16 protein-coding genes and 1 pseudogene are annotated in these 19764 nt (G+C 71.5%); 8 read left to right on the top strand and 9 right to left on the bottom strand.

Annotated elements, in window-relative coordinates; translation table 11 throughout:
• Positions 1-79: 79 nt before the first annotated feature.
• Entirely contained in the window at positions 80-616 is a 537-nt protein-coding gene (locus tag AC3EO4_RS07050; RefSeq protein ID WP_379574669.1) for an NUDIX hydrolase family protein, read from the top strand.
• A 25-nt stretch (positions 617-641) separates the two neighbouring features.
• Here the strand turns inward: AC3EO4_RS07050 and AC3EO4_RS07055 are convergent, their stop codons facing one another.
• Positions 642-1211 carry a helix-turn-helix domain-containing protein gene (locus AC3EO4_RS07055; protein WP_379574670.1) on the bottom strand — a complete coding sequence of 190 codons (570 nt, stop codon included), beginning with the start codon at positions 1209-1211 and terminating at the stop codon, positions 642-644.
• 278 nt (positions 1212-1489) lie between these two features.
• On the opposite strand from AC3EO4_RS07055, the pseudogene AC3EO4_RS07060 reads away from it, so the two are divergent.
• A pseudogene (locus tag AC3EO4_RS07060) lies at positions 1490-2455 on the top strand (flavin monoamine oxidase family protein); the annotation flags it as partial.
• A 65-nt stretch (positions 2456-2520) separates the two neighbouring features.
• Positions 2521-2814 carry a flavin monoamine oxidase family protein gene (locus AC3EO4_RS07065; protein ID WP_431894692.1) on the top strand — a complete coding sequence of 98 codons (294 nt, stop codon included), beginning with the start codon at positions 2521-2523 and terminating at the stop codon, positions 2812-2814.
• A 243-nt stretch (positions 2815-3057) separates the two neighbouring features.
• Here AC3EO4_RS07065 and AC3EO4_RS07070 read toward each other — a convergent pair whose 3' ends face one another.
• The 3 genes from AC3EO4_RS07070 to AC3EO4_RS07080 are packed head-to-tail and all read right to left on the bottom strand — an operon-like array spanning position 3058 to position 8137.
• Positions 3058-5382, bottom strand: a complete 2325-nt coding sequence (locus tag AC3EO4_RS07070) for a hypothetical protein (protein ID WP_431894391.1) — start codon at positions 5380-5382, stop codon at positions 3058-3060.
• Positions 5379-6947 (bottom strand): peroxidase family protein, encoded by a 1569-nt coding sequence (locus AC3EO4_RS07075; protein ID WP_431894392.1) that lies wholly within the window; start codon positions 6945-6947, stop codon positions 5379-5381. The genes AC3EO4_RS07070 and AC3EO4_RS07075 overlap by 4 nt, the downstream gene beginning before the upstream one ends.
• A complete protein-coding gene (locus tag AC3EO4_RS07080; RefSeq protein ID WP_379574675.1) occupies positions 6947-8137 on the bottom strand; it encodes a cytochrome P450 in 1191 nt (396 codons plus the stop codon). The genes AC3EO4_RS07075 and AC3EO4_RS07080 overlap by 1 nt, the downstream gene beginning before the upstream one ends.
• Positions 8138-8269: 132 nt before the next feature.
• Here AC3EO4_RS07080 and AC3EO4_RS07085 point away from each other — a divergent pair, with 132 nt between their 5' ends.
• On the top strand, positions 8270-9178 hold the full coding sequence (locus AC3EO4_RS07085) for an acyl-CoA desaturase (protein WP_431894394.1): 909 nt from the start codon (positions 8270-8272) through the stop codon (positions 9176-9178).
• Positions 9179-9257: 79 nt separating this feature from the next.
• Here AC3EO4_RS07085 and AC3EO4_RS07090 read toward each other — a convergent pair whose 3' ends face one another.
• A complete protein-coding gene (locus AC3EO4_RS07090; protein WP_431894396.1) occupies positions 9258-10751 on the bottom strand; it encodes an MFS transporter in 1494 nt (497 codons plus the stop codon).
• 254 nt (positions 10752-11005) lie between these two features.
• Here AC3EO4_RS07090 and AC3EO4_RS07095 point away from each other — a divergent pair, with 254 nt between their 5' ends.
• Positions 11006-11377 (top strand): YciI family protein, encoded by a 372-nt coding sequence (locus tag AC3EO4_RS07095; RefSeq protein WP_379574678.1) that lies wholly within the window; start codon positions 11006-11008, stop codon positions 11375-11377.
• On the top strand, positions 11374-12585 hold the full coding sequence (locus AC3EO4_RS07100; RefSeq protein ID WP_431894398.1) for an RNA polymerase sigma factor: 1212 nt from the start codon (positions 11374-11376) through the stop codon (positions 12583-12585). The genes AC3EO4_RS07095 and AC3EO4_RS07100 overlap by 4 nt, the downstream gene beginning before the upstream one ends.
• 22 nt (positions 12586-12607) lie before the next feature.
• Here the strand turns inward: AC3EO4_RS07100 and AC3EO4_RS07105 are convergent, their stop codons facing one another.
• Positions 12608-13120, bottom strand: a complete 513-nt coding sequence (locus AC3EO4_RS07105; protein ID WP_431894400.1) for a PadR family transcriptional regulator — start codon at positions 13118-13120, stop codon at positions 12608-12610.
• Between the two features lie 55 nt (positions 13121-13175).
• Between AC3EO4_RS07105 and AC3EO4_RS07110 the strand changes: the two genes are divergently transcribed.
• Positions 13176-14591 (top strand): MDR family MFS transporter, encoded by a 1416-nt coding sequence (locus AC3EO4_RS07110; protein ID WP_431894401.1) that lies wholly within the window; start codon positions 13176-13178, stop codon positions 14589-14591.
• Here the strand turns inward: AC3EO4_RS07110 and AC3EO4_RS07115 are convergent.
• Complete coding sequence (locus AC3EO4_RS07115) at positions 14588-15031, bottom strand: MarR family winged helix-turn-helix transcriptional regulator (protein ID WP_431894403.1); 444 nt, start codon at positions 15029-15031, stop codon at positions 14588-14590. The genes AC3EO4_RS07110 and AC3EO4_RS07115 overlap by 4 nt on opposite strands.
• Positions 15028-15618: a DJ-1/PfpI family protein gene (locus tag AC3EO4_RS07120; protein WP_431894405.1), complete on the bottom strand. Its 591-nt coding sequence runs from the start codon at positions 15616-15618 to the stop codon at positions 15028-15030. The genes AC3EO4_RS07115 and AC3EO4_RS07120 overlap by 4 nt, the downstream gene beginning before the upstream one ends.
• A gap of 60 nt (positions 15619-15678) precedes the next feature.
• On the opposite strand from AC3EO4_RS07120, the gene mads6 reads away from it, so the two are divergent.
• The gene (mads6, locus tag AC3EO4_RS07125) at positions 15679-17028 is read left to right on the top strand and encodes a methylation-associated defense system protein kinase MAD6 (protein ID WP_379574684.1); all 1350 of its coding nucleotides are present in this window, start codon (positions 15679-15681) and stop codon (positions 17026-17028) included.
• On the opposite strand, the gene AC3EO4_RS07130 is transcribed toward mads6, so the two are convergent.
• Positions 16997-19714, bottom strand: a complete 2718-nt coding sequence (locus AC3EO4_RS07130; protein ID WP_431894408.1) for an AfsR/SARP family transcriptional regulator — start codon at positions 19712-19714, stop codon at positions 16997-16999. The two genes, mads6 and AC3EO4_RS07130, sit on opposite strands and share 32 nt — an antisense overlap.
• Positions 19715-19764: the final 50 nt, after the last annotated feature.

A 19764-nucleotide genomic window follows, 5' to 3' on the forward strand; every position in this document is an offset into this window, starting at 1 on the left:
GTCTTCGCCCATCGGGAGCTTCACTGACTCACGCCGCGTCCTTCCCTCCACGGCGACCAGGGGGAAGTACCATCAGCGAATGATCGAAAATACCGAAACCGTGCCTGGGTGGCTTGCTCCGGACGAGCTGGAGTCGATGCGCGGACGGATGCCGATCCTCTACGTCGACGCCGTCCCCGTACGGGTCGACGACACCGGAGTGGTCACCCATGTCGGCCTGTTGCTGCGCATCTCCGCCGACGGCGAGGTCAGCAGGGCGCTGGTCTCCGGGCGGGTCCTGCACCACGAGCGGATCCGTGACGCGCTGATGCGCCACCTGGAGAAGGACCTCGGGCCCGTGGCACTGCCGCACATCCCCGCCTCGCCCCAGCCGTTCACGGTGGCGGAGTACTTCCCGACGGCCGGCGTCACGCCGTACCACGACCCGCGCCAGCACGCGGTGTCGCTCGCCTACATCGTCCCCGTGATCGGTGACTGCAGGCCGCGGCAGGACGCGCTCGACCTGGTCTGGTTCACGCCCGAGGAGGCGGCGTCGCCGATGGTGCAGCAGGAGATGATCGGTGGGCAGGGCGTGCTGCTGAAGCAGGCGCTCGCCTCCGTCGGCCGCCTGCCCTGACCCCGGCGGCCGAAGGTCCGGGCGGTCAGCGCTCGGGCTTCGCTCTGACGTGCATGCGCTCGCCCTGGCTGCCGAACAGGCTGAGCACCTCGGCGGGCCCGTCTCCCGCGCTGCCGAACCAGTGCGGCAGGCGGGTGTCGAACTCGGCGACCTCCCCTGCGTGCAGGATCAGGTCGTGCTCGCCGACCAGGAGGCGCAGCCGTCCCGACAGGACGTAGAGCCACTCGTAGCCCTCGTGCGTGCGCGGCTCGGGTGTCGCCCGCCTGACCGGGATGACCAGCTTGAACGCCTGGATCGCGCCTGGCTGGCGGGTCAGCGGCAGGACGGTCATGCCGTGCGCCTGCCGCGGGGCGATGCGGACGCGGGGGTCTCCGACCTCGGGCGCGCCGACGAGCTCGTCCAGGGGCACCTGGTGCGCCTGGGCGATCGGGAGGAGGAGCTCCAGGGTCGGCCGGCGCAGGCCGGACTCCAGGCGCGACAGCGTGCTCTTGGAGATCCCCGTCGCCTCGGACAGCGCGGTCAGCGTGACGCCCCTGTCCGTGCGCAGCCGTCTGAGCCTCGGGCCGACCTCCGCCAGCACGGCATGAATGGACACATCCCGAACATAGCGAATCCGCCGCCCGACAAGTCGCCACTGCGGCGATATGCGCGATATTTCCGCAGGTCAGCGACGTTGTGCGAGCCGTCGGGGCGGGAAGCATCACAGTCATGTCGATCCCCCCGACCAACGCGTCCCCCGTCCCCGACGGCGCCTTCGCCAGACCCGAACCCGGCCACCGGCTCCGCGTGCCCGCCGAACTGGTCGCCACCGCCCGGCGCGGACTCGGCGGCGGCGGTACGGCACGCAAGCGCGTGCTCGTCATCGGCGCCGGCATGGCCGGCCTCGTCGCCGCCTACGAGCTGATGCGGCAGGGCCACGAGCCGATCGTCCTGGAGGCCCAGCAACGAGTCGGCGGCAGGGTGCTCACCCTGCGCGGCTTCGCGCCAGGCCTGTACGCCGAGGCGGGCGCGATGCGGATCCCGCGCGTGCACGACCTCACGCTGGCCTACTGCGAGCGGTTCGGCCTGCGGCTGCGGCCGTTCGTGATGGGCAATCCCCGGACCCTGGCCTACATCCAGGGCGTCAGGACCACCATGGCCCAGCTGAACGCCGACCCGGCGATCATCGACTTCGAGCTGGCCGACCACGAGCGCGGCAGGTCCTACGAGGATCTCTGGCGCACGGCCACGCAGGAGATCCACGACCTGTACGCGCAGGAGGGAGAGAACGCGCTCGACCGGATCTGCGCCGAGTACGACCGCTACTCCATCCGCGGCTTCCTGCGCGAACGCGGCTTCTCCGAGGGCGCCATCGAGCTCTACGGCGTCATGAGCTTCAGGGAGGCCAACCTCAACGCGGCCGTCATCGAGCAGTTCCGCGAGATCATCGGGCGGGCGTTCGAGGACATGCAGGAGATCGAGGGCGGCAGCGACCTGCTGCCGACCGCCTTCTACAGGGAGCTCAGGCACCACATCAGGTTCGGGCACGAGGTCACCGCCATCGAGCAGGACGGCTCGTCGGTCACCCTGCACGTCAGGACAGGCTCGGGCAGGACGGCGATCACCGGGGACCACGCCATCTGCACGATCCCGTTCTCGGTGCTGCGCGACATCGAGACCAACCCCGCTTTCTCCCGCCGCAAGCAGCGCGCCATCCGCGAGCTGAACTACAACGCCTCCACCAAGATCCTTTTCCAGGTGCGGCGGCCGTTCTGGGAGTCGAGCGACGGCATCGTCGGCGGCACCACGGTCACCGACCTGCCGATCAGGCGCATCTGCTACCCCTCCCACCAGACGCGGGAGGAGGAGCGTTCGGTGCTGCTGGCCAGCTACACCTGGGGCCAGGACGCTCTGCGGTGGGGGCGATGTCACCGCAGAAGCGGGTCGAGCAGGCGCTCGAGGACGTCGCCAAGATCCACCCGGAGATCCACGACCACTTCGAGTTCGGGCTCTCGCACGCCTGGTACGACGACCCCTACGCGGCGGGGGCGTTCGCGCTCTTCGAGCCCCACCAGCAGACCAGCCTGCACGAGGCGATCATCGCGCCAGAGGGCAGGGTCCACTTCGCGGGGGAACACTGCTCGCTCTGGCACGCCTGGATCGAGGGGGCTCTGGAATCGGGGCTCAGCGCGGCGCGTGCCGTGCATGAGGCTGCGTGACGGCCGCGTAGCGGCACAGCCAGGCCGCGGCCTCCGTCAGGTCCGCGGAGGCCGCGGCACAGGCGGCGAGGTGCGCGCGTACCGACTGGCGCAGCCAGGGCGGCGCCGCTCCCGCCTCCTCCAACTTGGCCTCGATCTCTCGCAGCCGCTCCGCGCACTCGGCCAGCGCGCGGGCGTCGCTCCGCAGGACCATCGCATGGGCCGCGATCACTTCGGGTACCGCCGGCATTCCGCTCCTTCGTGTCAGGTGATGAGAACGGGCACGGCCACGTCCGTGAGCGTCCGGCGGGCATGGGACGTCAGGCACAGCAGAGGGCGGGCCCCGTCGAGACCCAGCCGGCGGAACGCGTCGGCCAGCGGATGCGACCGCAGCGCGACGCCCAGTCGCACCCCCGGCGCCGGATGAGCCCTGCCCCTGCCGCGGGTGCGCACGCAGGAGCGCAGCACGGTGCCGCCGTCGCGCGCGTAGCCGACCAGGTCGCGGTCGCCGAGCGGCACCCAGGGGCCGAGGCGCCCGCGCACGCTGAGCAGGTCACCGACCGAGACGTTCACCGCGCCGCCCGTCAGCCCGACCCGCATGGGCAGCTCGTACGGCACGCCGCCCCACAGCCGCGCCACCATGGAGGCGACGTCGGCTCGGTCCACCGCCGACGCGACAGTGAACCATCCCGAGCGCCTGCGGTCCGCCGCCCGCAACAGGTCGGCCCAGCCGCGCCGCCACGGGTCGGGCAGCACGACCCCGAGGTGGAGCTCTCGGTAGGCGCCCACGCTGGTCCGCCGGTTCCACGCCACGTGCAGCGCCACGAGCGCCCGCCCGCCGAACCCGGCAGCCGGGCCGAGCCCGCTCCCCTGGAGCAGCTCGGCCGCCGCGACCGCGTCGGCGGCGAAGTACGCCGTGAACGCGCTGCCCTCCTGGCACCTGACGGGGAGCTCGGCCGTACCCTCGCCGCGGGTCGGCACCGTCAGGAACGGGAAGCCCTCGGGGTACGGCACGCGGTCGAACAGCAGGTAGGCCTGCGACCGCACCACCCTCCCCCGGTACGGCGCGAGCCGCTCGTCGATCGTCGCCCTCGCCTCAGGAAGGTCGTCGGCCAGGTTGGCCATGTAGTGCTCGATGCTGTGGCAGAGCGGGAACAGGTGAGTGGCGTCGAAGTAGTCGACCACGTACCAGTCGGGATGCAGGTCGAAGCAGCCGCCCGCGCCCTGGCCGTCGAGGGTCGGGATGATGTCGTGCTGGTTGGTGACGCTGGCGACCCACGTGCGCGGGTCCGCCGGCTTCTTGAAGTCGATCGGCGCGCCGACGGCGACGGCGTGGGTGACGGTGTGGCGGGCGCAGAAGCCGGGGTCCTGCGCGAGGTTCATGATCGCGGCGCCGCCCGCGCTGTGACCGATCAGCGCCATCTCGGCGCCCTCGGGCATGTCGTAGTCCTCGACGGCCCTGGCCAGGGCGCGGCTGTAGGGGCTGCTGTCGAGGACCGCGCTGCTGAACGCCCCCAGCAGGTCCTGGGGCGAGTCGTTGTCGGGCGTGCCCGCCCGCATGCCGGGCGCCTGGACGACGTGGCGCACCACCCCGTCGGGACCCTCGAGGCTCTGGATGAGCACTGTGCCCTTCGTACCGAGCGCGCTGATGTTGCCGAGGAAGGCGAGCAGCGACCCCTGGTCGTTCAGCGGCACGCCCGGCTCGACGCGGCGGGCGGCGCCCTCCCCCGTGTCGAGCACGGCGACGGCCCTGTTGCTCATGCCGGTGATCGGGTCGGCGGTGGCGAAGCCCCTGCCGGTCGCGATCAGCCAGGCGGTGGCGTCGTTGAGCGGGTTCTCGTCCAGGAGGGCGCGCAACGCGAGGACCTCGCCGAAGACGGGCGCGAGCGCGCTGAGCGTGCGCACCGCGCCCCTGTCCTTGAGCAGGGCGCGCAGCGAGCGGAGCGCTTCGAGGTCGCGGTCCTCGGCGGCGGCCTGGATGAGCCTGCCGAGCATGGGGTCGGCCGCCAGTTCGGGGTGGTCGAGGGTCACCGCGGTGATCCGCAGGCGCAGGGAGGTGGCCAGGACGCGGACGGCGAGGCTCTCGGCGCCCGCCATGGCGCCGGCCTTGGCGGCGAGGGCGGCCAGGCGGCTTCCTGTGATGGCGTAGCCGAGCCCTTCGGCATGGGTGACGGTCCTGAGCAGGGCGCGCTGGGTCAGGCAGCCTGTGGCGAGGGAGCGTGGAAGGGCGGCGAGAACGGCCCTGTCGGTGAGGGCCGCAGTGGCATGGGCCGCCGCCCCGTGGATGAGGATCCCGACGTCGACGAGGTCACGGGCGGCGGCCCTGAGCGCCGCCGATCCGGCGGCTGCCGCCGCACGGCCCTCTTCCCGCACGTGGGAGGAACCGCCCTCCGGAACGCCGGACGCTCCCGCCCCGGTGGCGGCCGAGCCCTCGGAGACCGCATGGTCCTCGGAGACGGCAGGGCCTTCGGAGACGGCGGGTCCATCGGAGACGGCATGCCCCTCGGAGACCGCATCGTCCTCGGAGACAGCATGCCCTTCGGAGACGGACGGCCCGGGGTGGTGGTCGGGAGGGGTGGGGTCGCTCACGGGCGGTCCAGGCGGGTCATGCTGATGTAGCGAGGGCGAGGATCCTCGGGGGTGTTCCTGCGCACGACGTCCGACAGGCTCCGGGTGCTGCCGATGATCCGCAGCCCCTGGGGTGAGAACGTGGCCGCGTTGAAGACCCGGGGCGCGAGCAGCGGGTTCGTCAGCGCCTGCGAGAAGGCGTCGATCGCGATGATCTTCGTCAGCAGCGGCGGCAGGATCGCGTCGGGCGATCCCGGCTCCTCGGCGAACAGCCCGACGTACAGGTCGAGGTCGTCCACTCCCCTGTAGAGCGACCGCAGCGCGTCGGCGACCTTCGCGTCCCCCGTCACCTGCTCGAATCCGCGCACGCGAGGAAAGCGGCAGTGCTCTCGATAGCTGTTGTACGGCGCCAGGTCGAGCGCGCGGGAGTCGGCGATGCTGGCCACGTCCACCTCCCGCAGGATCGGGTCGGTGTTGAACAGGCCGATCCTGCCCGCCCGCTGCCTGGAGGCCTCCTCGAGGAGCCTGCCGAGCCCCGCCGAGGGGATCAGCCGCCCGCCGAGCAGGGTCTCGGCCATCGGCAGGTCGCGCCCGCCGACCGCCAGGGTGGAGGGGATCAGGCTGTGCCACCGGTAGACCAGGTTGAACTCCACCGACGCCCAGTTCTCGCGCTGCCATGGCGCGTGGGCGAGGCGGGTCGACAGCCGGGGGTCGAGGGTGAACCTGAAGTGGTAGGGGGTGATGTGGTTGATGTACTCCTCGACCACCAGCTTGATCAGCAGAACGATGAGGATGTTGCGCGCGGTCTGGAACAGCCGCTCGTCGTCCCAGCCCGGGTAGTGCTCGGCGAGGACCGTGGCCACCCTGTTGTGCTCGCGCAGGAACAGCACGGTCAGCATGGTGAAGCCGATCTGGATGTTGCCCCGGTCGCTGCCGGTGGCGAACAGGGTGTCGCGCTGCGCGTCGGTGAGCTCGTCGAAGCGGATCACGCTCAGCGGGGCGAACTCCGGCTTGATCTTGCCGTTCTCGCAGAGCTGGGGCGGGAACTCGCCGCCGTCGATCAGCCGGCTCTTGAGCCGCCCGCCGTCGAACGTGCGCAGCGCGGCCGTCGCCGCCTCGTGCAGGCCGTACACCTGGTTGAGGTCGATGTGGTGGTTGGAGGAGTTCTTGCGGGGGTCGCGGGGCGTGGCGGTGTCGCCGCGCAGGAAGCCGTCGGTGAACCACTGGGCGAAGTAGGCGAACAGCACGGTGGAGCGGGGGCAGGGGATCATCCGCTCGCCCCTGGCGAACAGGTCGGCCGCGCGCTCGGGGGTGGGCCTGCCCTCGGTCCCGCCGGAGGGGGGCACGTGCCTGCCGCTGTAGGTGCGGTCGGTCAGCGAGGCCCACGACGTGTAGTCGGCCATCGTGCTGAGCGGCTCCGGCCTGGGCGGCATCTCGCGGACGGCGTGGTCGATCAGTGTGGCGTTGAGGCGCCGTCGTAGGGGCTGGATGGTCTGCGCCAGGTCCCAGAACGGCCGCGCGCTGGTCAGGGCGAGGAACCTGAGCCGGTTGGCGGCTCCGTCTGTGGCGATGCTCCGCGCCGTCATCAGGCTTCCAGCCCGAGGACGAACCGATCGGGGAAGATCCCGTTGGAGCGGGCCACGCCCTCGATCACGTGGACGCCGGGGCGCCGCAGCAGCCGCCGTACGGCCTCGCAGATCACCACCCTGGCCGGATGCACGCCCACGCACGCGTGATGGCCGTGGCCGAAGAACAGCTGGTGGTGACGGGGGCGGTCGAGGCGGAACGACTCGGGCTCGGCCAGCACGTCGGCGTCGAACATCGCGGAGGCGGCGGCCGCGAGGACGAAGGTGCCGGCCGGGATCAGCGTGCCCGACAGCTCGTGGTCGCGCTCGCAGATCCTGGGGAGCAGTTTGAAGAACGGGTTGAAGCGCAGCGCCTCCCACACGTAGCGGTCGAAGTCGTCGTCGTGGACGGCCTGGGACAGCACCTCGGGCCGCAGCAGCAGTTGCTCCGTCGCCTCGACCATCGCGCCCGGGGCGCTCTCCACGAACCCGAGCGGCAGCCCCGCCATGTTGATCAGAATTCGTTCGTCGTCGCAGCCGGTGGCAGCCAGCCTGGAGAACACGTCGCCCGACCGCGCCTCCCCCGATCGTCGCAGGGCGAGCTGCTCGCGCAGGTGGGCGATCATCTGGGTGCCCGCCTCGACCGAGGCGGCCTGGATGGCGGGGTCGCCGAGGTAGTTGGCGAAGCAGTCGGCGATGATGGTCCTCGACCACCGCGACAGGGTCGCGGCGTCGGGCCCTGGAAAGCCGAAGTACTCCGCGCACACCCCGAGGGCCACCGGCCTGAACAGCTCGTGGACCACCTCGATCTTCCCGTTCGGCGCGGCCGCGTCGAGCGCCTCGTCGGCCAGGCGGCCCGCCATGGCCCGCACCTCGGCCGCGTCGTCGGGGTCGAGCAGGTACTGCATGAGCCCCTTCTCCCGCCAATTCATCGCGGTGCCGTCCCTGGCGAGCATGAACGCGCCGCCGAGCGCGGCGTCGAGCCGCGGCCCGAAGGCGCGGACGCTGAACACCTCCTCCAGGGAGAGCACCTCGGTGACGTCCGCGAAGCGGGTCACGACCGTGAAGACGGGGGTGACGAAGACGGGGCGTCGCTCGCGCAGCTCGGCGAACAGCTCCCGCCATTCGGTCCGCATCCACTCGCGGACCAGGCCGAACGCGGCCATCGGGTCGCGAGCCAGCACGTCGTCGTACTTCTCCAGATGGCCCATGACGCTATGTAGCCACAGGGTGACAACCGATCCCGATGGCTACTCCGTGGAGTGTTTTGACTCCCATGAGTGACTGATCCGTCACTGGAAAGCAACTGCCGTGACCAGCGAGCACGACTCTTGAATGAGGGCGTGAACCCGGAGACCGTCGCGGTCGGCACCGGCCGCCGCACCGCCTATCTGGTCGTCCTCGTGGTCCTTCCGCTGCTGCTCGTGGCGCTCGCCGTGCCCGCCGCGTGGGGGTGGGGAATCGGCGTCCGCGACGTGGTGATCGCGGTGGCGATGTATCTGGTCAGCATCTTCGGGATCGCGATCGGCTACCACCGGCTCTTCACCCACAGGGCGTTCAGGTGCCGCAGGCCGTTGCGGATCGCACTCATGCTCGCCGGAGGGATGGCGGTCGAGGGCCCGGTCACGCTGTGGTCGGCCGAGCACCGCCGCCACCACAAGTACGCCGACAGGGAGGGGGACCCGCACTCCCCGTGGCGGTACGGCGAGAGCGGCCTGGCGCTGCTGCGCGGGATGGCGCACGCGCACGTCGGCTGGTTCTTCACCGCGCGAAGGCGCTCGAACCGCCGGCACTGGGTGCCCGACCTGCTGGCCGATCCCGACGTGCGCCGGTTCGACGCCTGGTATCCCGCGGTCGCCGCGCTGTCGTTCGCGCTGCCCGCGGTGGCGGGCGGGCTGTGGTCGATGTCGTGGACGGGCGCGTGGACCGCGCTGTTCTGGGGCGGTCTGGTGCGTTACGCGGTCGTGCACCACGTCACCTGGTCGGTCAACTCGATCGCCCACACCTTCGGCGACAGGCCGTTCGCGACGCGGGACCGTTCGTCGAACGTGCGGTGGGTGGCGATGCTCACGCTCGGCGAGGGCTGGCACAACTGGCACCACGTGGAGCCGACCTGCGCCAGGCACGGAGTGCTGAGAGGACAGCTCGACCCGAGTGCCAGGCTGATCCGCTGGTTCGAGCTGGCCGGATGGGCGTACGGCGTGCGCTGGCCCGACCCCGCCAGGCTGGAGCGCGTTTCGCGAATCCCCTAGGTCAGCTCGTCATGCGTGGAGGTGACCATGGAGTGCCGCGTTCGGATATGACGACCACGACGTCGGCCTCGGCAGGGTTCTATGAGCGGGTCGCCTCGCGGTCAGGGAGTGCGACCGGGCCGGTCCTGGTCGCCGGGCGCATGGTCAGGACCAGTACGGCCAGCCCGGCGAAGATGACCGCGGCGACGACGCCGGTGACGTGCAGGCCGGCGGTGAACGCCTCCCGCGCGGCGTCCAGCAGTTGCGCGCCCTGGTCCGCGGGAAGGTGCCGGCTGGCGGCGACCGCGCCGGACAGCGAGTCGGACGTGCCGTCCATCCGGCTGCGGTAGACCACTGCGGCCACCACACCGATCAGCGCGAAGCCGAGCGAACCGCCGAAGTAGTTGCCGGTCTCCGACATCGACGCCGCCGAACCGGCGCGCTCCGGCGGTACGGACCCGACGACCAGCCCGGTGCCCAGCGCGAACAGCGGGCCGGTGCCCAGCGCCAGCACGGCGATGCCGATCATCACCAGCGGCAGGGCGCCCGCACCGCCGACGCCGACCAGCAGCAGGCTGCCCAGCGCCGACCCCACCAGCCCGCCGGCGATCGCGGTCGTCTGCTTCATCCGCCGAGCCAGCGCCGGCGCGGCCATGGTGCCGACCGCCACGCCCAGTCCCATGGGCGCGAACAGCATCGCCGACACGATGGGCGAGAAGCCCAGGACGCTCTGCAGGTACTGGGTCACCAGCAGGCCCGTACCGGCCATGGCGATGCCGGCGAAGACCAGCGCGACGAGGACGGCCGTGAACGGGCGGTTGCGGAGCAGCCGCAGGTCCAGCAGCGGCGTCTCCAGCCGCAGTTGCCGGCGCACGAACAGCGCTCCGACGGCCGCGCCTGCGACGAGGGCCACCGCAGGCACGACCGGCACGCTCTCGACGGTCAGCTGCTTGACGCCGTACACCATCGACAGCACCGACACGAGCGACAGCCCGACGCTGGCCGGATCCAGCCGGCCGGCCCGGTCGCTGCGGAACTCCGGCAGCAGGACCGGCCCTGCGAGCAGCAGCAACCCCATCGCCGGCACGGCGACCAGGAACACCGATCCCCACCAGAAGTGCTGGAGCAGGAATCCGGCGAGTACGGGGCCGAGCGCGCCGCCGGTGAACTGGCAGGTCGCCCAGATCGCGATGGCCTGCCCGCGCTGCCGTCCGTCGCGGAACATGTTCGTGATCAAGGCGAGGGTGGACGGCGCCAGGGTCGCGCCGGCGACGCCCAGCAGCGCACGCGCGACGATCAGCATCAGTGGGTCGGTCGCGAAGGCGGCCACGACCGACAGCAGCGCGAACGCCGCCGCGCCGATCATCAGCAGCCGTCGGCGGCCGATCCGGTCACCGAGCGTCCCCATCGTGATGACCATGCCGGCCACCATGAATCCGTAGCTGTCACTGATCCACAGCTGCTCGACGTTGGTGGCGCCCATGTCGGCGCTCAGCTGTGGGAGCGCGAGGAGCAACGCCGTCGTGTCTATCGCGACGAGCAATGTCGGCAGCGCCAGGACGACCAGTCCCAGCCATGCCCGGTTGACTCGCATATCCGAAACTCCCTGTTCTCTCGACGTTTCGCCGGTTGGTCGGAGCGGCCGGGAGGTTCTTGACATCGGTACGGGGAAATCTCGCGCGTCTGCCACGGTGGGGCGTCGCCGGGTATGACGACCTCGCGGGCCGGGCGAGGCGATGGCGGAAAACTCATGCGAATTCTCCGGCGGAGGATGTCAAGACGACGGCGGCGGCTCCGACCACCACTCGAAGGGCCCGGCCGGGGCTCGCGAACCACGAGGAGTACAGGATGAAGTTCCTGATCAGCATGCACATCAACCCGGCGGTGCTGGACGCGCTGACCGACGAGGAGAAGGCGGGGATCGGCCACGGCCACGGCGCGTTCATCGAGGCGCTGAAGAGGTCCGGCGAGCTGATCACCACGCAGGCGCTGGTCGACCCGTCACAGGCCGCCGTGGTGTCCGTACGCAACGGCCAGCCGGTGGTGACCGACGGGCCTTTCCTGGAGTCCAAGGAGTATCTGGGCGGCTTCTACCTGATCGACTGCGAGAACAAGGAGCGGGCGATCGAGCTGGCAGCGCAGATCCCGGACGCCGCGATCGAGGGGCTGGGGATCGAGGTGCGGCAGGTGATGTTCGCTGACGGACAATTGGAGGCATGACAGCACCAGCCATCGAGGACCTGCTGCGTGAGCTCACGCCGCAGGTCCTCGGCACGTTGGTACGTCGGCACGAGCAGTTCGAAGGGTGTGAGGACGCCGTGCAGGAGGCCGTCCTCGCCGCCACCGTGCAGTGGCCGGCCGAGGGAGTGCCGGACAATCCGCGCGGCTGGCTGGTTACTGTCGCCTCCCGGCGGCTCATCGACCAGATGCGCAGTGACCACGCGCGCCGCGAGCGGGAGTCGGCGACGGCAACCGAAGTGGTGCCCGAGGACGTACCGGACACCGACGACACGCTCGTCCTGCTGTTCCTGTGCTGCCATCCGACCCTGACCGCGGCCTCCCAGACCGCCCTGACGCTGCGGGCGGTCGGCGGCCTGACCACGGCCGAGATCGCCCGCGCGTTCCTGGTGCCGGAGGCCACGATGGCGGCCAGGATCAGCCGGGCCAAGCAGCGCATCAAGGCCGCCGGCAGCTCGTTCAGCCTGCCGGGCGGCGCGGAGCGCGAGGAGCGGCTGGGGGTCGTCCTGCACGTGCTCTACCTGATCTTCAACGAGGGCTACACCGCCTCCTCTGGCAGCGAGCTGCACCGCGCCGACCTCGCGCACGAGGCCATCCGGCTGGCCAGGATGGTGCACGCGCAGCTGCCCGAGGACGGCGAGGTGACCGGGCTGCTCGCGCTGATGCTGCTGACCCACGCCCGCCGGGAGGCACGGACGACGGCGGACGGCGACCTGGTGCCGCTGGACGAGCAGGACCGCACGAAGTGGGATCGCGGGCTGGTCGACGAGGGCACCGAGCTGGTCAAGGCGTCGCTGGCCGGCCCGTCGCTGGGGCCGTACCAGCTGCAGGCCGCCATCGCCGCCACGCACGCCGACGCGGCCACGGCCGAGGAGACCAACTGGCCGCAGGTGCATGCCCTTTACCTGGTCCTGGAACGGATCGCGCCCAACCCGATGGTCACCCTCAACCGGGCGATCGCGCTCGCCGAGACCGAGGGCCCGCAGGCCGGGCTGGCCCTGCTGTCCACCTTGGACAGTGACGAGCGGATGGCCGGGCATCACCGGCTGCTGTCCGTACGGGCGCATCTGCTGGAGAAGACCGGCGACACGGCAGGGGCGTACGAGCACTACCGGCGCGCCGCGAAGTCAACCGCCAGCATCGCCGAGCAACGCTATCTGGAGTCCCGGGCCGGCCGGCTGAGAACGTGATCCGGCCCTGAGGCCGCCGGTCTCACCCCCGGGCGCGAAGGTCGGCGATGGTGTCGTCGGCCCACGCCACGGTCGCCCTTACGTGCCTGATCCCGTGGTCGAGCGCGTAACGTCCGAACCTCTCGCCCGCCGACGAGTCGGCGCACAGCGCCTCCAGCGTCTCCAGCTTCTTGACGTACCGCTCCCGCAGGCGCTCGAGCACCGCCACCGCGTCCTGCGGGGCGAGCACCGGCAGCAGGAACGCCTGTAGCGCGCTCTCGCTCCTGACCGTGAGGCTCGGCGCCTGCTCCCTGAGCCATGCCCGCAGCTGGTCGGCGCCTTCGGGAGTGATCGTGTAGGTCTTGCGGCCCCTCGCTCCCTCGGCGTCGGCGGTGACGAGCCCGTCGGAGGCCATCTTCACCAGTTCCGGATAGATCTGGCTGTGGCTGGCCTGCCAGACGTAGTTGAGCGACGACTCGAACGATTTGGCCAGGTCGTAGCCACTGGAGGGGCCGGCCGCCGTCAGCAGGCCGAGGAGCGCGATCCGTAGGGACATGGCTCCATGATAGCTAAGCTTTGACATGTAAGTTCTTACATGTCACTCTCGACGCATGTTGCTGATCCTGGCCGTCCTTGGCGGCATGTTCCTGGCGATGCTCGACCAGACGATCGTGGGCACCGCGCTTCCGCAGATCACCGCCGAACTCGGCGGCACCGACCTGTACACCTGGGTCGTCACCGCCTACCTGTTGACCTCCACCGTGACCGTTCCCCTGTACGGCAGGCTGTCTGACCAGCACGGCCGCAAGCCCTTGCTCCTGATCGGCGTGGTGCTCTTCCTCGTCGGCTCCGCGCTGTGCGGCCTGGCGCAGGACATGCCGCAGCTGATCGCCTTCAGGGCGTTGCAGGGCCTCGGCGCCGGCGCGTTGCTCCCACTGTCGCTCGCTTTGATCATCGACCTGTTCCCTCCCGAGCGGAGCGCCCGGGTGCAGGGCAGCGTCGGCGGTGTGATGGCGCTGAGCTATCTGGCCGGGCCGTTCCTCGGCGGCCTCTTCACCGACCACGCGAGCTGGCGCTGGGCCTTCTACGTGAACGTGCCGATCGGCATCGCGCTGATCGCGATCATCGCCTGGCGGCTGCCGTACCTGAAGGGCACGGGCGGAGGCAAGCCCGACTACCTCGGCATCGCGGTCTTCACGGTCGCGATCAGCGCCCTGCTCATCGGCCTGACAGAGAAGGGCGTCGACGGCAACACGTGGACGGCCCCCGCCGTCGCGGGCCCGATCCTCGGGGCGCTGGTGGCGCTGGTGGCGTTCGTCCTGGTGGAGCGGCGGGCCGAGCACCCGATCATGCCGCTCCACCTGTTCGCCGACCGCACCTACACCCTGGTCAACCTCACCTCGTTCTTCACGGCCTTCTGCATGTACGCGGGCGTGGTCTTCCTGCCGCGCTACTTCCAGGAGGCGCTCGGCGCCAGCGCCACGGACTCGGGCCTGCGGATCTACCCGCTGATGCTCGCGATGGTGATCGGCAGCGCCGCGATGGGCGCGCTCATCTCCAGGAGCGGCAGGTACAAGCCCTACCTCGTCGGCGCGCCGTTCCTGCTGGTCCTCGGCTCGCTCCTGTGCGCGAACCTCGGTCTCGGCACCTCCAGCCTCGCGCTGGCGGCGTGGATGGCGCTCATCGGCCTCGGCATGGGCCCGATGCTCTCGGGTCTCACCGTCGCCGTGCAGACCTCGGTGGCGCCGCAGCACATCGGCACCGCCTCGGCCAACCTCACCTTCTTCCGCCAGATCGGCGGCTCGGTGGCGCTCGCGATCGCGGGCACCGCCTACGGCTCGGTCGTGGCCACGGACGCGCCCCTGCACGGACCGCGGGCCGCGCACGCCTCCGCGGCCGCCACCGTGATCCCGTGGCTGGGCGTGTCGGGCGCGCTGATCGCTCTCGTCGCCCTGCTCGCCCTGCCCAACCGCGCGGTGCTGCGGAACGGGCCGCGCCCCGGCGCCGAGGCCATGGCGGCCGCCTAGACCTTCTCGATCGCGTCGAGTGCGGCCGACAGCCTGCCCAGCGCCTGGAGGGCCGCGGTCCACTCGGCCTCGCCCAGCTCGGCGGCCAGCCGCTCGGCCAGTTCCCGGTGCCCGGGGTTGATCCGCCTGACCGCGGTCATGCCGTCGGGAGTCGGCCGCAGCAGCTTGGCCCTGCGGTGGGCCGGGTTGGGCAGGTACTCCGCCAGCCCCTTCTCCACCAGCAGGTCCGCGATGCGCTGCACCCCCTGGCGGGTCATCCCCATCACCCTGGCGATGCCCGCCACCGGCAGCGGTTCCTTCAGCACCGCGCCCAGCACCTGCCACCAGCTGGCGGTGAGGCCGGCCGGTCTGGCCAGCCCCTCCGCCACCTCCATGAACTGCCCGTTGAGCCGGAAAGCCGTCAGCGCGGTAGCGGACAACAGCTCTCCCGGGTCACTCATGGCGCCATCAGCACCTCGGCCGCCGACGCGTCGCTGTACTTGAACAGCCTGAACCACGCGTCGAGCTTCTCCGGGCCGAGGATCTCGAGCTTGGCCATGACCTCCCTGGCGAAGGCCACGGGCTCGGTCGGCCCCGCGGTGATGAGGTCGCGGTCGGTCACCGCGTCGGCGTCGACGTAGTGCTCGGCGCCGTTGTAGCCGTCGCCCTGCACGTAACCGGGGAAGGCGCTGGTGTGGTCGCGGTCGTCGAGCAGCCCCTCTCTGGCCAGGCCGGGGACGGCGCCGCAGATCGCCGCGACGGGCACGCCCGCGTCGAGGAACTCGCCTGCCTTCTTCGCGAAGGCGCCGTTGCCGCCCTCGTCCCAGAGGGACGCGCCCGGAAGGATCAGCATCGCACTGTCGGCCGCGGAGAGCTGGTCGAGCGTGATGTCGGGCAGGATGCGCGAGCCGCCCATGGTGGTGATCGGCTCGGGGCTCTCGCCGACGGTGACGATGTCGTAGTGCTCGCCGCGCACGTGCGCGGTGGCGTATCCGGTCTCCCAGTCGGCGAGGGTGTCGTAAACGGCGAGGTGAACGATTCGCTTCATGGCAATATCTTGTCATATCGACAACATGTTGTCAATCGAAAATCTGCAAGGATGGACTCCATGGCAGAGATCGTCGGCGGCGGACGTCCAGTCAACGACGCCGAGCGGCGGGTGATCGCCCACCTCCGCGACCACGCGCCCCACGACTGGCTCCTGCTGCACAACATCGAGATCCCGCGCCGCGGCGATCTGTTCGAGGTGGACCTCATCGTCCTGACCGGGCACTCGCTCGTGGTCATCGACGTCAAGGGCACCAGGGGCCGCATCGAGGTGTCGGGACAGCGCTGGTTCCCTCCGCGCAGGGAGGCGTTCGGCTCGCCCGTGGTCAAGCTGCGCGGCACCGCGAGGGCGCTGAAGGGCCTGCTCGTCGACAAGCACCGCGAGCTGGAGCGCGTCTACGTCGACAGCCTGGTCGTGCTGTCCTCCCCTGACGCCGAGCTGGTCGACCCCGGGGGTCGCGAGGCCGTCAACGTCACCTACCTGCCCTCCCTCGTCGCCGCCCTGGCCGACCCCGGCAGGGTACGGCGGGGCGGCACCCGCGACACCAAGCCGTACCTGCCGAAGATCCTCGACGCGCTCAACGCCACCGTGCGACGCAGCACCGCCCCGCCCAGGTTCGGCAACTGGGAGGTGGCCGAACGGCTCGGCGGCGACAGCAAGGTGACCGAATACCGCGCGTTCAACGCCACCGTGCCGGGCAGCGAGACCGTACGGCTCCGCGTCTACCAGGCCGACCCCCTCGCCGACCAGGAGCAGCGGGCGGCCGAGCGGCAGCGCATCGCCAACGCCTACCAGTCGCTGACGAGGATCCCCGCCCACCCCGCCGTCGTCAGGTCGCGCGACTTCTTCGCCATCGACGACGAGAGCAGGTTCGTGCTCGTGCTGGACGACGTCCGCGGCAGGGCGCTCCACCTGCAGCTCCAGGAGCGCAGGACCGAGCTGATCAAGGGGGCGCTGCAGGGCATGCTGTCCGGCCTCGCGCACGTGCACGCCCACGGCGTGGTCCACCGGGCGCTGACCCCCGCCTCCGTGCTGGTCACGGAGGCGGGCCAGGCGATCCTCACCGGCTTCGACTACGCCAAGGGCGCGCCCAGGGCCTACACCGTGGCCAACGAGCCCAGGGCCTACACCGTGGCCAACGAGCTGAACAACGTCCTCGACGCCCAGTACGTCGCCCCCGAGTGCCACGACAGGCCCGACCTGATGACCGAGGCGTCCGACGTCTACGCCGCCGGCGTGATCGCCCACCAGCTGCTGCCCGACGCCGCGCCCGGCCTCTTCGCCGAGATGGTGCACCCGGACCCGGACAAGCGGCCGAGCGCGGCCGAGGCGCTCGCCGCCCTCGACGGAACCCCGCCCCCCGCGCGAGATGGACGGCTCAGACGCCTTCTGCGGCGAGTGATCCCCTGAGCGCGACCGCCTCGCTCAGATAGCCGCTGGCCAGCTCCGCCCTGCCCGCCGAGCGGTACAGCTCCCCGAGGAGCTCGGCCGAGGACGCCTGCCCGCTGCGGTCGCCGAGCCGCCTGAAGACGGCCAGCGAGCGTTCGAGCGCGGTCGATGCGGGGACGAGGTCGCCGCGCGCGGCCTGCAGCCCCGCCAGCCGCTGCAGGGCGTAGGCGCCGCAGTGCAGGTCGCCGAGGCTTTCGAAGATCTCCAGCGCGCGCTCGACGTGGTGTCCGCCGAGCTGGACCGACACGCAGCCCTCGCGGTGGACGTCACCGAGCTCCCTGGCCAGCCGCAGCGCCTGGCCCAGCCAGTGCGCGGCCTGGACGGGGTCGCCCGACTTCAGCCAGACCCTCCCTATCGCCTGCCGGGTATAGGCCTCGCCGTTGAGGTCGCTCATCGAGTCGAACATCGCCAGGGCCCGGCGGAAATGGGACAGCGCCGTGGGATGCCGGCCGCGGAACTGCGCGACGGCGCCGAGACCGCAGACGGAGGTGGCCTCCGCCCTGGTGTCGCCGAGCTCGCGGAAGGCCCTGCGGGCGCGGGCGAACATCTCCTCCGACTCGGCGTAGCGGTCCTGGTAGAGGCAGACCTGCGCGAGACCGCGGAGCATGGCGGCCTCGCCGTACATGTCGCCCGCGACTCTGGCGGCCGCCAGGGCGGTGCGGTGGGTGCGCTGCCAGGTGTCGAAGTGGCAGCGAAGGTCGAGGTAGGGAACCATCGCGGCGGCCAGCCCCCACGCCTGCTCCGCCATGCCGGCCGCCGCGGCCAGCCCCACTGCCTCCTCCAGCGCCCCGTGCTCGACCTCGAACCAGGCCAGCGGGTCAGCGGTGAGCATGTCGAGGGTGCCGCGCGGCAGCCACCAGCGCTCCGCGGCGGCCGAGCTGAGCGTGAACACCGTGGTGGGCAGCTTGGCCGTGGCCAGCTCGGTGGTGGCCGTCCATCCCGCGACCACCCTGGCGAGCGCGGCGGGATCGGGCCGCTGTTCGAGCGCGTGGCATCGGACCAGGTCGGGCAGCTGGTAGCGCGGCTGGCCGAGCCTGTCGGTGCCGACCAGCCGTAACAGGTCGGCGTCCACCAGGGCGTCGGTGACGTCGTCCGCGCGGTGCCTGTCGAGCACGGCGTCGACCACCCAGCCGGGTATCGCGGCGCCGCCCAGCCTGCCAAGGGTGTGCAGGGTGCGCGCGGCCTCCTCCGGCAGGCCCCGGTAGCTGTGGTCGAGGCCCGTGCGCACGTCGAGGTCGCCGATGCGCAGCTCCCCGATCCTGCGGTTCTCGTCCATGAGCCGGCTCTGGAACACCGCGAGCGACCAGCCCGGCCGCGCCGCCAGCCTGGCCCCCGCGATCCGCACGGCCAGCGGCACGAAGCCGCACGCCCGCGCGATCGCCGTGGTCGCCTCCGGCTCCCGTGCCGTCCTGGCCTCGCCGACGATCCTGCGCAGCAGGTCCTCGGCCTCGAACCTCGACAGCGCCTCCAGGTGGATCTGCAGCGCGCCGGGCAGCGAGGTGAGCTTCGCCCTGCTGGTCACGATCACCGCCGAGCCGGGGCCCGGCAGCAGCGGCCGCACCTGCGAGGCGTCCATCGCGTCGTCGAGCACCACCAGCATCGGACGGTCGGCGAGGATCGAGCGGTAGAGGGCCGAGCGTTCGGCGGCCGAGGAGGGGATCGAGGTCGCGCCCATCGCCCTGAGCGCCTGGGCGAGCAGATCGGCGGGGTCGGCGGCGGCCAGGCCGAGGAACAGCTGTCCCGCGGGGAACCTGCCCGCCAGAGCGTGTGCCATGTGGACGGCCAGCGCGCTCTTGCCCGACCCCGGCGCCCCCGAGACCACCGCCAGGGAGAACGGGCCCGCGAGGGCGACCGACTCGCTGACGCGGCCCACGAAGTCGGGAACGTCAGGGGGAAGCTGGCGCGGGACGGGAGCGACGGCCTCGGCCACCCTGACCGCGACCGCGCCGGGCGGCGGGCCGCCCTCCAGCACCCTGGCCTGCACCTCGCGCAGCCCCGCTCCGGGTTCCACGCCGAGCTCGGCGACCAGCTGCCTCCTGATCGCGGTGTAGCAGGCCAGCGCCTCCGCCTGCCGCCCGCTCCAGTGCAGGGCGAGCATGAGCTGCCCCCACAGGTCCTCGCGGAAGGGATGCTCGGCGCACAGCGGGCGCAGCAGAGCGACCGCCTCGCCGTACTCGCCTCGTTCGAGGCGGGCGTCGATCAGCTCGCGGGCGGCGGCCAGCCGTACCTCGTGCAGGGGGGAGAGCCTGCGCGTCCACAGCGGGTGGTCGGGCAGGTCGGCCAGCGGCGCGCCGCGCCACAGCGCGAGCGCGGCGGCCAGCGAGTCGGGGTCGCGGCGCGCCACCAGGCGCTCGAACTGCAGCAAATCGAGATCCTGGGGAGCGACCTCGATCAGGTATCCGGACCCCTCGGCGCGGATGCGCGCGCCGAGGGACGAGCGCAGGGAGCTGGCGTAGGTGCGCAGGTTCGCCTGTGCCGAGCGGGGCGGGCGTTCCCACAGCACCTCTGCCAGCAGGTCCGCGCTGACGAGGTGGTTGGCGTCGAGAAGCAGTGTGGCCAGCAGCATGCGCGGCTTCCTGCCGGAGATGCGCAGTGGCCGCACTCCGGCCCACGCCTCCAGCGGGCCGAGCACATGGAAGGACACCATGGCAGCCCTCTGTACGTTTTTTATACGGATTATCCCCACCCTGGGCCCTG

This window comes from Nonomuraea sp. bgisy101 (assembly GCF_057708945.1).